The organism is Streptomyces sp. MGP-BFMKR1 (assembly GCF_057766585.1).
The window spans coordinates 4,668,789-4,684,564 of record NZ_CM173408.1; the positions used below are offsets into that span (position 1 = coordinate 4,668,789).

General features: G+C 73.6%; 7 protein-coding genes. All 7 read left to right on the plus strand.

Annotated features, from left to right (window positions below; translation table 11 throughout):
• The first annotated feature begins 225 nt into the window (after window positions 1-225).
• The 7 genes from AC3CHW_RS18210 (at window position 226) to AC3CHW_RS18240 (ending at window position 15,580) form a co-directional block, all read left to right on the plus strand.
• The gene (locus tag AC3CHW_RS18210; RefSeq protein ID WP_488467147.1) at window positions 226-2,628 is read left to right on the plus strand and encodes a sodium-translocating pyrophosphatase; all 2,403 of its coding nucleotides are present in this window, start codon (window positions 226-228) and stop codon (window positions 2,626-2,628) included.
• A gap of 474 nt (window positions 2,629-3,102) precedes the next feature.
• Window positions 3,103-3,708 carry a small secreted protein gene (locus tag AC3CHW_RS18215; protein WP_488467148.1) on the plus strand — a complete coding sequence of 202 codons (606 nt, stop codon included), beginning with the start codon at window positions 3,103-3,105 and terminating at the stop codon, window positions 3,706-3,708.
• A 377-nt stretch (window positions 3,709-4,085) separates the two neighbouring features.
• Window positions 4,086-5,750, plus strand: a complete 1,665-nt coding sequence (locus AC3CHW_RS18220; RefSeq protein ID WP_488467149.1) for a DUF7059 domain-containing protein — start codon at window positions 4,086-4,088, stop codon at window positions 5,748-5,750.
• A gap of 575 nt (window positions 5,751-6,325) precedes the next feature.
• Window positions 6,326-6,523 (plus strand): hypothetical protein, encoded by a 198-nt coding sequence (locus tag AC3CHW_RS18225; RefSeq protein ID WP_277321305.1) that lies wholly within the window; start codon window positions 6,326-6,328, stop codon window positions 6,521-6,523.
• Window positions 6,524-6,786: 263 nt separating this feature from the next.
• A complete protein-coding gene (gene topA, locus AC3CHW_RS18230; RefSeq protein WP_488467150.1) occupies window positions 6,787-9,684 on the plus strand; it encodes a type I DNA topoisomerase in 2,898 nt (965 codons plus the stop codon).
• Window positions 9,685-10,058: 374 nt separating this feature from the next.
• Window positions 10,059-13,877 (plus strand): dTMP kinase, encoded by a 3,819-nt coding sequence (gene tmk / locus AC3CHW_RS18235; protein WP_488467151.1) that lies wholly within the window; start codon window positions 10,059-10,061, stop codon window positions 13,875-13,877.
• Between the two features lie 392 nt (window positions 13,878-14,269).
• Window positions 14,270-15,580, plus strand: coding sequence for a DNA polymerase III subunit delta' (locus AC3CHW_RS18240; protein WP_488467152.1), 1,311 nt, complete (start codon window positions 14,270-14,272; stop codon window positions 15,578-15,580).
• Window positions 15,581-15,776 lie beyond the last annotated feature (196 nt).

A 15,776-nucleotide genomic window follows, 5' to 3' on the forward strand; every position in this document is an offset into this window, starting at 1 on the left:
GGGCGTCAGCGTGATGGACGCTTTCCTTCGTATGGGGGAAATTGTTGGGGCCGAACCATTTGATCACCGCTGATGCAGGCGAATTCCCTTAGAGGTGCACTGTTTTGATCTCGCGTTGATCCCTACAATCCGTCCACATCTTGAGCTCAGGACGCCTGAGCGTGGCGGCTGTTTCGCGGTCGCGAAACTGCTGCGCGCCCATGTGCCAAACGTCAAGGAGGACGAATGGCGGGGCCTCTTACCCCTCATCAGCTAGACCTGTCCCCAACCCTGGCCGCTGCCGAGCTGACCGACGGCAACCGATTGATCGTCCTGGTGATCGCCGCCGTGGCGGTGGCGGCGCTGGCCGTCGCGGTCGTGCTCGTACGCCAAGTGCTCGCCGCCGGCGAGGGCACGGACAGCATGAAGGAGATCGCGGCCGCGGTGCAGGAGGGCGCGAATGCCTATCTGGCCCGGCAGTTGCGTACCCTCGCCGTTTTCGCGGCCGTCGTGTTCTTCCTGCTCATGCTGTTGCCGGCCGACAACTGGTCGCAGCGTGGCGGTCGTTCGCTCTTTTTCTTGATCGGCGCCGGATTCTCGGCGGCGACCGGGTATATCGGCATGTGGCTCGCGGTTCGCAGTAATGTGCGAGTTGCCGCTGCGGCACGTGCGGCAACGCCCGAGGAAGGTCAGCCGCGTAAAGACCTGACCGAGGTTTCGCACGCGGCCATGAAGATCGCTTTTCGTACCGGCGGCGTGGTCGGCATGTTCACCGTGGGGCTCGGCCTGTTGGGCGCGGCCTCCGTGGTGCTGGTGTACGCGGCCGACGCGCCGAAGGTGCTGGAGGGCTTCGGCCTGGGCGCCGCGCTCATCGCGATGTTCATGCGTGTGGGCGGCGGCATCTTCACCAAGGCCGCGGACGTCGGCGCCGACCTCGTGGGCAAGGTCGAACAGGGCATCCCCGAGGACGACCCCCGCAACGCCGCGACCATCGCGGACAACGTGGGGGACAACGTCGGCGACTGCGCCGGCATGGCGGCCGACCTCTTCGAGTCGTACGCCGTGACCCTGGTGGCCGCGCTCATCCTCGGCAAGGTCGCCTTCGGCGACTCGGGCCTGGCGTTTCCGCTGATCGTTCCGGCCATCGGGGTGGTCACCGCGATGATCGGGATCTTCGCGGTGGCGCCGCGCCGCACGGACCGCAGCGGCATGACGGCGATCAACCGGGGCTTCTTCATCTCGGCGGGGATCTCGCTGGTCCTGGTGGCCGCGGCGGTCTTCGCGTACCTGCCGTCCTCGTACGCCGACCTCGACGGCATCACGGACAAGGAGATCCTGGCGCACGACGGTGACCCGCGGTTCCTCGCCCTGGTCGCCGTCGCGATCGGCATCGTGTTGGCCGCGCTGATCCAGCAGCTCACCGGGTACTTCACGGAGACCAGCAGGCGGCCGGTGCGGGACGTGGGCAAGACCTCGCTGACCGGGCCCGCGACCGTGGTGCTCTCGGGCATCTCGCTCGGCCTGGAGTCGGCGGTCTACTCGGCGGCCCTGATCGGGCTGAGCGTGTACGGGGCGTTCCTGCTGGGCGGCACCTCGATCATGCTGGCGCTGTTCGCGGTGGCACTGGCCGGCACCGGACTGCTCACCACTGTCGGTGTCATCGTTGCCATGGACACCTTCGGACCCGTGTCGGACAACGCGCAGGGCATCGCCGAGATGTCCGGCGACGTCCGGGGCGAGGGCGCGCAGGTGCTCACCGACCTGGACGCGGTGGGCAACACCACCAAGGCCATCACCAAGGGCATCGCGATCGCCACGGCGGTGCTGGCCGCGGCGGCGCTGTTCGGCTCGTACCGCGACGCGATCGCCGAGGCGGTCAACGACGTCAACGCGAACGTGGCCGGCGAGATGAACCTGAGCATGGACATCTCGCAGCCGAACAACCTGGTGGGGCTCGTCTTCGGCGCGGCGGTCGTCTTCCTCTTCTCTGGCCTGGCGATCAACGCGGTGTCGCGGTCGGCGGGCGCGGTGGTCTACGAGGTGCGCCGGCAGTTCCGGGAGAAGCCCGGGATCATGAACTACACCGAGAAGCCCGACTACGGGCGCGTCGTCGACATCTGCACCAAGGACGCGCTGCGCGAACTGGCCACCCCCGGCCTGCTCGCGGTGCTCGCCCCGATCGCCGTCGGGTTCTCGCTGGGCATCGGCGCGCTGGGGTCGTTCCTGGCCGGGGCGATCGGCGCCGGCACGCTGATGGCGGTCTTCCTCGCCAACTCCGGCGGCGCCTGGGACAACGCGAAGAAGCTGGTGGAGGACGGCCATCACGGCGGCAAGGGGAGTGAGGCGCACGCCGCGACGGTCATCGGCGACACGGTCGGCGACCCGTTCAAGGACACCGCGGGCCCGGCGATCAACCCGCTGCTGAAGGTGATGAACCTGGTGGCGCTGCTCATCGCGCCGGCGGTCGTGAAGTTCAGCTACGGCGACGACGCGAGCCCGGGCCTGCGGGCCGTCATCGCCGTACTGGCGATCCTGGCCATCATCGGGGCGGTCTACCTCTCCAAGCGGCGCGGCATCGCGGTCGGTGACGAGGGGGAGCCCAGCACCGACCGGAAGGCCCAGAACATCGATCCCGCGGTGGTTTCCTGAGCCAGATCGAGCACGACACCGCTGGCCAGGCCGCACGCCTGGCGTACCGCCACCGCATGCCACGCGGTGGCGGTACGCGTTGGGCCACCCGTACGCCGTCGGTGGCCGCGCGCGGCGGCCGTGTGTGGCGGGGCCGGCGGAGGGATTAGCGGCGGGTGGCGCGGGGGCGTGGCGCCACGGGCGCCGGGGGTAACGCGAGGGCGGGTGGCGTGCATTGGCGCCACCCGCCCGCCGTGTTTCGGTTGTGACGTCCCGTCGGGTCGTGTGATACGGATCGGTCGCGGCGCGGCGCGGTGAGGCACGGGTGGCGTGCGGGGGTACGCGGGCGGCCGGTCGTCCGGATGGCGAGGTGAACGCCACGCCCAGTGCGGCGTAAATAGCCCCAATAGGGCATATAAGGGATGCTCAACTCGTAGCTCTCGCTCTGCGGGCGTGTAAGTTCCGGGGCCGAAGGCCATGGAAGGGACCAATCCGGTGAACAAGAAGCTTGTGGCGGCACTGTCCGGCGGTGCGGCACTCGTACTGGCGCTGACTGGCTGCGGCGGTGACGGCGACGACGGCGACAAGAAGGTCGAGAGCTGGGCCGAGAAGGTCTGCGGCGGCATGCAGCCACAGCTGAAGAAGATCCGGGACGCCAACGCGGCCATCCAGGGCGCCGCCGACGAACCCGACTCCAAGAAGCTCCAGCAGACCGACTCCCAGGCGTTCCAGCAGATCTCCGACGCCTATCGGGCGCTGGGCAAGTCGGTCAAGGACGCGGGCGCGCCTCCGGTGGACGACGGCGAGAAGGCGCAGACCGAGGCGCTCAAGGACCTCAACGCCAGATCGCGGGCGTACGAGGACCTCAAGACGGCCGTCGACAAGCTGGACACCAAGGACAAGTCGAAGTTCGCCAAGGGCCTCAACGGCATCGCCGAGGAACTCAACAAGCTGGGCAAGAACAGCAACGACGCGTTCAAGCGGCTCCAGGAGGGCGAGGTGGGCGAGGCGATGGCCAAGCAGAAGGGCTGCCAGCGACCCAGCGGCGGCGCGCCGGCCCCCTCGTTGGACGCCAACGCGCCGGCGGGAGCGGGTTCCTGACGAGTCGTCGCCGTGCTCGCGGGGGTCCCGACCACCCGACTGGGCGAAGCTGACCAGAAGAGACCGACCAGACGAAACCTGACCAGAGGGACGCGCGCGGGCGCTCGGACGAGTGGCGGTGCGCGAGCGCGCCGGCCGGAGCCCGGTGGGCGCGCCGGCCAACCAGGCCGACCTGGTGATCCTCGGAGCCGTCCGACGGTCGCCGCGAGCGCGGGCGAGGGCCCCGTGTGTGCGGATTGACGGCCCGTACGAGCGCGGAACGAAGGCCGTACGGGCGGAACCGGGGCCCCGCGAGAGCGGCGGCACAACGGGCCCGGCGCCCCGCCACACCCGGCGCGGCGCCGGGCCTTCGCCGATTGTCGGTGGTTGCCCCGACAATGGGGACCGTGAGTACGCACCAGTTGCCCCACGCCGATCCGCAGCGTGCCGAACGCCTTCGCGCGGCCCTGCTCGCCGCCGACTTCACCGCCGACGGTCTCCTCGACCTGCTCGGCGCCCCGGCCTACGCCGCGCTCGGACGCAGCGAGACCGTGCCGGCGCTCCGCGCGACCGGTGGTGACAGCGGGCTGGAGACCCTGGTCCGGCTGTTCCTGTTGCAGCGCCCGGTCGCCTACGAGCGGGCCGCCGCCGTGCTCCCGGTCGAGGACTGCCTGGCCGACGGCTGGCTGGTGCCCGCCGGCACCGCCGACGTGCCGGCCTCGGATGCCGGCGGGGGCGCGGCGGCCGGGGGTGGCGCGGTGCGGGCGAGCGTGGACGTGCGGCCGTACGGCGGGCCGGGCGGGGAGGACTGGTGGATCGTCTCCGACCTCGGTTGCGCGGTGGGGGGCGCGGGCGGGATCGCCGTACGACCCGGGGCGCACGCCGCGTCGGACGCGCCGGCCGGAGCCGCCGGGGCGGTCGACGTGGGGCCGACCGACGAGGAGCAGCGCGCCGTGCCGCGGTCGCAGTTGGTGCTCGGCGTGGGCGGTGCCTCCACCACGCTGGCCGGCATCACCGTCCGGGAGCCGGTCGGACGGGCCCTCGACCTGGGCACCGGGTCCGGGATCCAGGCGTTGCACGCCGCCCAGCACGCCAGCAGTGTGACCGTGACCGACCGCAATCCGCGGGCCCTGCGGTTCGCCCGGCTGACCCTCGCGCTGTCGGGGGCGGCTGTTCCGGAGGCCCGGGAGGGTTCGCTGTTCGAGCCGGTGCGGGGGGAGACGTTCGACCTGATCGTGTCCAACCCGCCCTTCGTGATCTCCCCCGGCGCGCGGTTCACGTACCGGGACGGCGGCATGGGCGGGGACGACCTTTGCCGCACGTTGGTGGAGGGCGCGGCCGAGCACCTGACGGACGGCGGGTACTGCCAGTTGCTGGCGAACTGGCAGCACGTGCGGGGGGAGGACTGGCGGGACCGGGTCGCGGGCTGGGTGCCGCCGGGCTGCGACGCGTGGATCGTGCAGCGCGAGGTGCAGGACGTCGCGCAGTACGCGGAGCTGTGGCTGCGGGACGGCGGTGACCACCAGGGCGACCCGGCGGCGTACGCGGAGCGGTATGACGCCTGGCTGGACGAGTTCGCTGCGCGCCGCACGACGGCGGTCGGCTTCGGCTGGATCACCCTGCGCAAGTCCGGTGCCGCCAACCCGTCGGTGACGGTGGAGGAGTGGCCGCACCCGGTGGAACAGCCGCTGGGAGAGAGCGTGCGGGCGCACTTCGAGCGCCAGGACTTCCTGCGGGCCACGGACGACGCGGCCCTGCTGGCGGCCCGCTTCCGGCTCGCGCCCGAGGTGGTGCAGGAGCAGGTGGGGCTGCCGGGTGCGGAGGACCCGGAGCATGTGGTGCTGCGGCAGAACCGGGGCATGCGGCGCGCGACGAAGGTGGACACGGTCGGCGCCGGGTTCGCCGGGGTGTGTGACGGCTCGTTGAGCGCGGGGCGGATTCTGGACGCGATCGCCCAGTTGCTGGGCGAGGACCCGGTGCAGCTCCGGGATCGGACGCCGGAAGCCATCCGGCTGCTGGTCGAGCAGGGCTTCCTGGAGCCGGTCGGGGACGCGGAGGTGTAGCGGCTCTCCGCCCCGCGCGGTGTGGGCGGGGCTTCGCCCAGCGGAGCGGGTGGGGCGGAGAGAAGCACGGAGGGGGCGACCCGGGGCACGAGGGGCGTGCGGGACGGTGTGCGGTGGAAGGTGAGCGAGGGGCGGGCGCCGGCCGCCGGGCGGGGCGGGCAGCGGTGGGCAGTGGTGGGCGAGTGCCGGTCGGCGACGGGTGGGGCGCGGGGTGCGGCTCGCCACACATGGACGGGACGGGGCGCCTGTTAAAAGAGGTGCCGCCGTGCCGAGTCCGCCGTCGGCTGGGTGACCCGGGTGCTGCCGCCCGTGCGCCGACCGCCGGCCCCGGTGGGCGTGCGCGTCGCCGTCGGCGGTGTCTCGCCGTCGGCGCTGTCCTGTGCCGACGTGGTGTGGGCGTCTGGAGAGTGTGGGGCCGTTGTGCAGGGTGGGGTGTGCGGCGGGTGGTGGCTGGGTTCGGCTCGGGCTCGGCCGAAAATGAGCGGCGGGCGCGCGTGCCGGCCCGGCGGACAGCGATGTGAGGACGTTCACGTGGCGTTCGCCCGGAAGCCGCCCGTACGTGCCACCCTCCTCGCATGGAGAGTGGACCCGCGGCCTTCGCTGGCACGGCATTCGCGCTGTTCGGCGTCGCGCTGCTGCTGTGGACGGCGGTCCGGCTGCGGCAGCGCCAGCCGGTCCTGGACGGCTCGCACCCGACGGTCGCCGCGGTCCTCTCCACCGTTCTCGGCACCGCCGCGCTGGTCGGCGGAATCTGGTGCCTGGGCTCCGTCTGACCGGCTGACCGACCCGGTGGAGTGCCGGCCCGTGCGGCACGCGGCCCGGTTGTCGGGTTACCGTGACAGCGCCTAGGCGGTGCGCAGCAGGAGGAGTGGTTAGGCGACCATCGGCTTACCCTTCGAGTGGCGTTGCGGGCTTTTTCCGTTTGACACCGAGGCGGGAGGTACCGTCACACTCCGCAGCGTCACCGTATTGCCACCGCGAGCACCGTACGTGTGGTGGCCCAGCCACTGAGCGTCGACCGGAGAGAAGAGCGAAGTTGTCCCCGACCAGCGAGACCGCGAAGGGCGGCCGACGACTCGTGATCGTCGAGTCGCCTGCCAAAGCGAAGACGATCAAGGGCTACCTCGGCCCTGGATACGTGGTCGAGGCGAGCGTCGGGCACATTCGCGACCTGCCGAACGGCGCTGCCGAGGTCCCCGCGAAGTACAAGGGCGAGCCGTGGGCGCGCCTCGGGGTGAACGTCGACGCCGAGTTCCAGCCCATCTATGTCGTCAACCACGACAAGAAGGACCAGGTCAAGAAGCTCAAGGAGCTGCTGGCCGAGTCGGACGAACTCTTCCTGGCCACCGATGAGGACCGCGAGGGCGAGGCCATCGCGTGGCACCTCCAGGAGGTCCTCAAGCCCAAGGTCCCGGTGCGCCGGATGGTCTTCCACGAGATCACCAAGGACGCCATCCGGGCCGCCGTGGCCAACCCGCGCGAGCTGAACCAGCGCCTGGTCGACGCCCAGGAGACCCGCCGCATCCTCGACCGGCTCTACGGGTACGAGGTCTCGCCGGTGCTGTGGAAGAAGGTCATGCCGCGGCTGTCGGCGGGCCGGGTGCAGTCGGTGGCGACGCGGCTGGTCGTGGAGCGGGAGCGGGAGCGCATCGCGTTCCGCTCCGCCGAGTACTGGGACCTGACCGGCACGTTCGCCACGGGCCGCACCGGTGACGCCAGCGACCCCGGCACCCTGGCCGCGCGGCTGGCCTCGGTGGAGGGCCGCCGGGTCGCGCAGGGCCGCGACTTCACCTCCGTCGGTCAGCTCAAGGACGGTTCGGCCGTCCTGCACCTGGACGAGGAGCAGGCCCGCGCGCTGGCGGCGGCGCTCACCGAGACGAACTTCGCGGTGCGCTCGGTCGAGTCGAAGCCGTACCGCCGCGCCCCATACGCCCCGTTCCGCACCACGACGCTCCAGCAGGAGGCCAGCCGGAAGCTGGGCTTCGGTGCGAAGTCGACCATGCAGGTGGCCCAGAAGCTGTACGAGAACGGCTTCATCACCTATATGCGTACGGACTCCACCACGCTCTCGGACACCGCGATCACCGCGGCCCGGGCGCAGGTCACGCAGCTCTACGGGGCCAACTACCTGCCGGACAAGCCGCGCAGCTACGCCGGCAAGGTGAAGAACGCGCAGGAGGCGCACGAGGCGATCCGCCCCTCGGGCGACCGGTTCCGCACGCCTGCGGAGACGGGGCTCACGGGCGACCAGTTCCGCCTGTACGAACTGATCTGGAAGCGGACCGTCGCCTCCCAGATGAAGGACGCGGTCGGTAACTCGGTGACCGTGCGCATCGGCGGCCAGGCCAGCGACGGCCGGGACGTGGAGTTCACGGCCTCCGGCAAGACGATCACCTTCCACGGCTTCATGAAGGCGTACGTCGAGGGCGCCGACGACCCGAACGCCGAGCTGGACGACCGCGAGCGCAGGCTGCCGCAGGTCGCCGAGGGCGACCGGCTGACCGCCGAGGAGATCTCGGTCGACGGTCACGCCACCAAGCCGCCGGCCCGCTACACCGAGGCGTCGCTGGTCAAGGAGTTGGAAGAGCGCGAGATCGGTCGCCCGTCGACGTACGCGTCGATCATCGGGACGATCCTGGACCGCGGCTACGTGTTCAAGAAGGGCACCGCGCTGGTGCCGTCCTTCCTGAGCTTCGCCGTGGTCGGGCTGCTTGAGAAGCACTTCGGCCGGCTGGTCGACTACGACTTCACGGCCAAGATGGAGGACGATCTCGACCGGATCGCCGCCGGTCAGGCCCAGGCCGTGCCGTGGTTGCGACGCTTTTACTTCGGGATTGACCAGAACGACCCGACGGCCGGCGACATCGCCGCCGCCCCCGCCGCGGGCGGGGCCGGCGACCACCTCGGCGGACTGAAGGAACTGGTCACCGACCTCGGCGCGATCGACGCCCGCGAGGTGTCCTCGTTCCCGGTCGGCAACGGCATCGTGCTGCGGGTCGGCCGCTACGGCCCGTACGTCGAGAAGCCCTCGCCGACCGAGGGCGAGCCGGGGCAGCGCGCGGACGTGCCCGACGAGCTGCCGCCGGACGAGCTGACCGTGGAGTACGCGGAGGAGCTGCTGGCCAAGCCGAGCGGTGACTTCGAACTCGGCACCGACCCGGACACGGGGCGACAGATTGTCGCCAAGGACGGTCGGTACGGACCGTATGTGACCGAGGTGCTGCCCGAGGGCGCGCCGAAGACCGGCAAGAACGCGGTCAAGCCCCGCACGGCGTCGCTGTTCAAGTCGATGTCGCTGGACACGGTGACGCTGGAGGACGCGCTCAAGCTGATGTCGCTGCCGCGCGTGGTGGGCGTCGATCCGCAGAGCGGCGAGGAGATCACCGCACAGAACGGCCGCTACGGGCCGTATCTGAAGAAGGGCACCGACTCGCGATCGATCGAGACCGAGGACCAGCTCTTCACGATCACGCTTGACGAGGCGCTGGCCATCTACGCCCAGCCCAAGCAGCGTGGCCGGGCCGCGGCGAAGCCGCCGCTCAAGGAGCTGGGCACCGACCCGGTGAGCGAGCGCCCGGTGGTGGTGAAGGACGGCCGGTTCGGCCCGTACGTCACCGACGGCGAGACCAACGCCACGCTGCGCCGTGACGACGACGTCGAGACGATCACCCCCGAGCGCGGCTACGAGCTGCTCGCGGAGAAGCGCGCCAAGGGGCCGGTGAAGAAGAAGACGGCCAAGAAGGCACCGGCGAAGAAGTCCACCGCGAAGAAGGCGCCGGCGAAGACCGCGGCCAAGAAGACGACGGCGGCGAAGAAGACCACCGCGAAGAAGACGGCGGCCAAGAAGACGACGGCGTCGGCGGCGAAGGCCGCCGCGGCGCCGGCGAAGAAGGCCGCGACGGCGTCTAGGTCGACGGGCGACGCGTCGGAGTAGCGCACGCGGGTACGTACGGCGGTCGACGGGCCGCGCCGCTCCGCCGGCGCGGCCCGTTTCCGTGCCCAGGGACGGCGAGGCCGCGCCCGGGGCGTACGCCCCGCGCGTTCGGTGGGAGCCGCGCCCGCCGGCGGGGAGGTGGCGTGAGGGGCGCGGGGGCGCGGTGGCCGGATCGTGTGGTCCGTAGCCGAGTTCGGACGGGCGGTCACGGCGGATTCCGTGGCGCGCGATGGGCTCACGCGCCCCCTGTGCACCCCCCTCCGGGGCTGGTTCGCCCCGCTGTGACCGACTCGTCCGGGCGTGTGCCGCGATGCGCCCGTCCACATGTTCGGGCTCGGGCACGGCAATTCGTGTGACCCGGATAGGCTGGCGGGATGACGCGAACCGAGCAGCCAACGGCCGTCAGCTCCTCAGCCGGCGCTCTCGCCGCGGACTCCCGCGAGCGCGCCGTACGAGCGTTGCTTCACTACCCACCGCTGCGACGGCTGTGGAGTGCGCAGTTCGTCAGCGGCATCGGTGACGCGCTCGCCGTGCTGGCCCTGCTGGCGCTGTCGTTCCAGGCGGCGGTGGCGGCGGGCGCGTTCGGCGGCGGGTATCGCGGTGCGGCGCTCGCCATCGCCGCGGTGTTCGGCGCCCGGTTGCTGGCCACGCTGCTGTTCGGCGCGGTGTTGCTCGGGCCGCTGGCCTCGCTGATCGGCCCCTCCGGGCCGCTCGACCGGCGCTGGACCATGATCGGCGCCGACGGGGTGCGGCTCGTACTCCTGGTGATCGCCCCGCTGTGGATCGACTGGATGCCGTCCGACGCCGTGGCATCGCTCCTTGTCACGGCCTTCGTGGTGGGCGTGGCCGAGCGGCTGTGGACGGTGGCCAAGGACGGCGCGGCCCCCGCGCTGCTGCCGCCGCCCCCGCTGGAGGGCGCGGCGGTACGACCGCTGCCCGACCACCTCGACGCGCTGCGGAGGCTCTCGCTCCGCACCACCGCCGTCTCGCTGCCGATCGCCGCGGCCGGCATGCTCGTCGTCACCCTGCTCGGCAACGTACTCGGCTCCGGCATCGACTGGTTCCACCAGCACCAGCCGGCACTGGCCTCGTACGTCGCCGCCGGCCTCTTCGCGGCCTCGGTGTCCGTCCTCTTCTTCCTGGAACTGCCCGGCGCGCAGGCCACCCGCGCGCGCTCCCCGCTGGAGGGCCTGCGCCGGCCCAAGGTTCCGGTGCGCGGGGCGGGTGGCGCGCGGCACACCGCGCCCGACAAGGGGCGCACGGGAGCGATCCCGGTGCTCGTGCCGGCGTGCGCGGCGGTGGCCGGGGCGATGGCCGCGGCCTTCGGCGTCGCCCTCCTCCAGGCCGCTGACCTCGGGGGCGGGCCGGTCGGGTTCTCACTGCTCGCGCTGATGATCGCCGGCGGTCCGGTGATCGGCGTACGGTGCGCGCCGCGGGTGCTGCCCGCACTCTCGCGCCGCCGCCTGTTCGCGCTCGCGATCACCGCCACCGGGCTCGCGCTGCTCGCCACCGGCCTGGTCCCCGACCCGGCGACGGTGCTGCTGCTGGCGCTGCTCGCGGGCGTCGCGGCGGGCATCGCGGCGAACATCGGACACACCCTGCTCGACCAGGAGACCGAGGAGTCGCGGCGACCGCGCACGACGGAGCACCTGCACGCGGTCGTCCGGGTCGCGCTCGCGCTCGGCGTGCTCGTCGCCCCGCTGCTCGCCGCCGCGATCGGCCCGCACCGGCTGGAGAACGGCGACTTCGTCTTCGCGCACGGCGGCGCGGCGTTCACGTTGATGCTGGTCGGCGCGCTGCTGCTGCCGGTGGCCGCGCTGGTGCTCGGCAAGACCGACGACCGGCAGGGCGTGCCGCTGCGGCGCGACCTGCGGGACGCGGTGCGCGGCGGCGAGCCGGCGGAGGCGCCGGCCGCGAACGGCTTCTTCATCGCCTTCGAGGGCGGCGACGGGGCGGGCAAGTCGACGCAGGTCACGGCCGTCGCGGAGTGGATTCGCAGCAAGGGCCACGAGGTCGTGGTCACCCGCGAGCCCGGCGCCACCGCGATCGGCAAGCGGCTGCGGTCGATCCTGCTCGACGTCGCCAGCGCGGGCCTTTCGCACCGCGCCGAGGCGCTGCTGTACGCGGCGGACCGGGCCGAGCACGTGGACTCGGTGGTGCGGCCCGCGCTGGAGCGCGGCGCCGTCGTGATCTCGGACCGCTACATCGACTCATCGGTGGCGTACCAGGGCGCCGGGCGCGACCTGTCGCCGACCGAGATCGCCCGTATCTCGCGCTGGGCGACGGACGGCCTCGTTCCGCATCTGACGGTGCTGCTCGACGTCTCCCCGGAGGCCGCCCGCGAGCGGTTCACGGAGGCGCCCGACCGGCTGGAGTCCGAGCCCGCCGAGTTCCACCAGCGGGTGCGGGCCGGGTTCCTGACTCTGGCCGCCGCGGCCCCGGCGCGTTACCTGGTGGTCGACGCGAGCCAGGAGCCCGAGGCCGTCAGCACGGTCGTACGGCACCGCCTCGACCAGGTGCTGCCGCTGTCGCAGGCCGAGATCGAGGCCCGTGAAGAGGCGCGCAGGAAGGCGGAGGAAGAGGCCCGCCGCAGGGCCGAGGAGGAGGCGGCGCGCAAGGCCGAGGAGGAGCGGCTCGAGCGCGAGCGACAGGAGCAGCTCGCCCGGCTGCGCGCCGAGGAAGAGGAGCGCAAGCGCCGCGAGGCCGAGGAGGCCAAGCGCCTGGAGGCCGAGCGGCAGGCGGAGGAGGCCCGGCAGCGGGCCGAGGAGGAGCGCCGGCTCGCCGAGCAGGAGCGGCAGCGGCGCGAGGCCGAGGAGCGCGCCCGCGCCGCGGAGGAGGAGCGGCAGCGCCGGCAGGCCGAGGAGGAGGCCCGACTGCGAGCCGAGGCCGAGGCGCGGCGGCTGGAGAAGCAGCGCAAGGCGGAGGAGGCGCTGCTCCGCGCCGAGCAGGCCCGCCTGGCTGCCGAGGCGGCTGCCGCGCTGCCGGAGCCGGGGCTCGGCGGCGCGCCGGGAGCGACCGACACGGCGCCGCCGAAGCCCGGCCCGTCGAGGGCGCGGGACGAGGCGCCCACGGTGCCGACGCCGCTGGTCAAGCCGTCCGACGAGGGCAGGGGCGGGCCGGCGGGTACGAGGGCGGCGGGCGCCGGCGCGGGCCCGGCCGCTGGGCCCCCCGCCGCCAAGTCCCGGGCCACCGCGGGCCCCGACGCGACGGAGACGGTGGAGACGCCGCGGATAGACCCGCGGGCACCGCGACCGGACGCTGCCGCGGGCAGCGGTGGCACGGGCGGCGGCGCGCGGAGCGGCGGTTCGGCCGACGACGCGACGCGGGTGCTGCCGCGGGTGCGCCCCGAGGCGGGCTCCCCGGCGCAGGGCACGCCCAGCGCGCCGGGGGCACGCGATGGGGGTGCGGCACGCGAGGCGCGCGGGGCCGACGGTGTGCGGGACCCGCGCGATGCCGCGGGCGCGCGCGAGGCTGCCGGCACACGCGAGGCCGCTGGTACGCCGGAGGCGTGGGACACGGAGGAGACCACGCAACTGCCGACGCCGCCCCAGCCGGAGACGCCCACGGGCGCGATGGATGAGACGGCCGTGCTGCCCGCGGTCGGCGCCGAGGGCGCGCGTCCGGAGGCCGAGCGCCCGGCGGATCCGGCGGACCGGGTGCCGCCGTGGATGTTCCGGCCCGAGTCCGACGCCGCCGACGCCGCCGACGCCGCCGACGGCGCGGACGGCGCGCGCCAGGCCGCCCCGGAGTCCGGCAACGAGCGCACGCGGGAGCTGCCGCAGTTCGACCCGACGCAGGCCGGCGCCGGCCCCGGTGCCGGTCAGGCCCCCTCGGGGCAGGGCGGCGCGGGACAGGCGGACGACCCGGGAGCGGACCCGCACGGCCGCAAGCGACGTCGCCCCGAGTGGGCCGAGGAGACCCCGCTGGACGACCTGCCGACGCTGGCCGACGAACTCCTTGGCCCGCACGACGCGGCGGGCGGCGGCCACTACGCCCGACCCGATGAGCGCCACCCGGGCGGCTACGACGTACCTCCGGGCGGTCACGACGTACCTCCGGGCGGCTATGACGGCCGCGACCAGCCCCCGAACGAGCGGCCCGGACCGCAGGACCCCGGCAGCCAGGGCCGCCCGGGCAGCACGGGCAACGGTCGCCCGGGCAACGGCCGCAGGGGCTGGGGCCGCAAGGGCTGAGCCGGGGCCTCGGGGTGGCTCCGGCGGCAGGGCCCGGCCCGGCGGCAGGGCCCGTCCCCCGCCACCGGGCGGCTGTCTTCGCAGGTCAGCGCGAGTGCGCCCGGCATTGTCAGTGCCGTACTCCACAATGGTTGGCGGACAGGTGAGCCGGGTGCCGCGGCGCTCGGAGCACCTGCCGCGGGCACGTGAGCGCATCGGTACGGCTCGGGACGGGGGAGTGGGGGAGCCCGGCCCGTGCCGGACGGAGTCCGGAGGTGGGGCGTGGGCGGCACGCCGCCCGAAGTCCGCGGTCGCGGCCCGTCCCCGCCGCCCCTGGCGGAGCGGGGCGCGGGGCAGTCGGGGGCGCGGGACAGGCGGGGTACGGCAGGGCACGGCAGGCAGGGAGAGGCGTCATGGCGGTGTGGGACGACCTGGTGGGGCAGAGCCGGGTCGCTGAGCAGCTCGCCGCTGCCGCGTTGGACGCGGACGCGCTGGTCACGGACGCGAGCGCGGCCGGCGGCCGGCAGCGCCCGTCGCCGCCGGCGGACGCCGGCGAGCCCGGCGCCGGTGGTGCGGGCGCCGACGTCGGTGGCGCGGCGGGAGCGGGCGCCACGGCGCCGCGCCCCTCGGGCGCGAAGATGACGCACGCCTGGCTGTTCACGGGCCCGCCCGGCTCCGGCCGCTCGACGGCGGCCCGCGCCTTCGCGGCGGCCCTGCAGTGCGTCAGCCCCGACCGCGCGCTGGGCGGAGCACCGGGCTGCGGCTTCTGCGACGGCTGTCACACCGCCCTGATCGGTACGCACGCGGATGTCGAGGTGGTCCGTACGGACATGCTGAGCATCGGCGTCAAGGAGACCCGCGACCTGGTGCGCCGGGCCCAGCTCTCCCCGGCCAGCGGGCGCTGGCAGATCATCGTCCTGGAGGACGCCGACCGGCTGACCGAGGGCGCGGGCAACGTGCTGCTCAAGGCGATCGAGGAGCCCGCCCCGCGCACGGTGTGGCTGCTGTGCGCCCCCTCCCTGGAAGACGTGCTGCCGACGATCCGTTCCCGGTGCCGCCACCTCATCCTGCGCACCCCGCCGGTGGAGGCCGTCGCCGACGTGCTCGTGCGGCGCGACGGCATCGATCCGGAGCGGGCCGCGGTCGCCGCGCGCGCCACTCAGGGCCACATCGGCCGGGCCCGTCGGCTGGCCACGGACGAGCGCGCCCGGGCCCATCGCGCCGCCGTGCTCTCGGTGCCGCTGCGGGTGGACGACGTCGGCGGCTGCCTCAAGGCCGCGCAGGAGCTGGTGGACGCCGCGTCCGAGGAGGCCAAGCAGCTCGCCGATGAGGTCGACACGAAGGAGACGGAGGAGCTGCGCGCGGCGCTCGGGGCCGCGGCGGGCACCGGCGGCCGGCTGCCGCGCGGCACGGCCGGCGTGATGAAGGACCTGCAGGATCGGCAGAAGCGCCGCTCGACGCGCACCCAGCGCGACAGCCTCGACCTCGCCCTCACCGACCTCACGGCGTTCTACCGCGACGTGCTCGCCCTGCAGTTCGGCTCGCAGGTGGCCATAGCCAACGCCGAGCAGCGCGAGGCGCTGGAGCGCATCGCGGCGAACTCCAGGCCCGAGCGGACACTGCGCCGGATAGAGGCGATCCGCGCCTGCCGCGAAGCGCTCGACCGGAACGTGGCCCCGCTCCTCGCGGTCGAGGCCATGACCCTCTCCCTGCGCGCGGGCTGACCGGTCCCACCCTCGCCGCGCCCGGCCGCACGTACGGCCCAGACGTGGGGCGTACGACACAGCCTCGCCGCCGCCGTCCCGCGCCGCCGCTCGACCTGGCCGGTGGGACGGGTCCGGTCGGGGGCTGGTTCAGCGTGGCGTTCACCCGTACGGAGGCCACGAGTGGCGGCTGTGTGTACGCCTGTCGATACTCTCC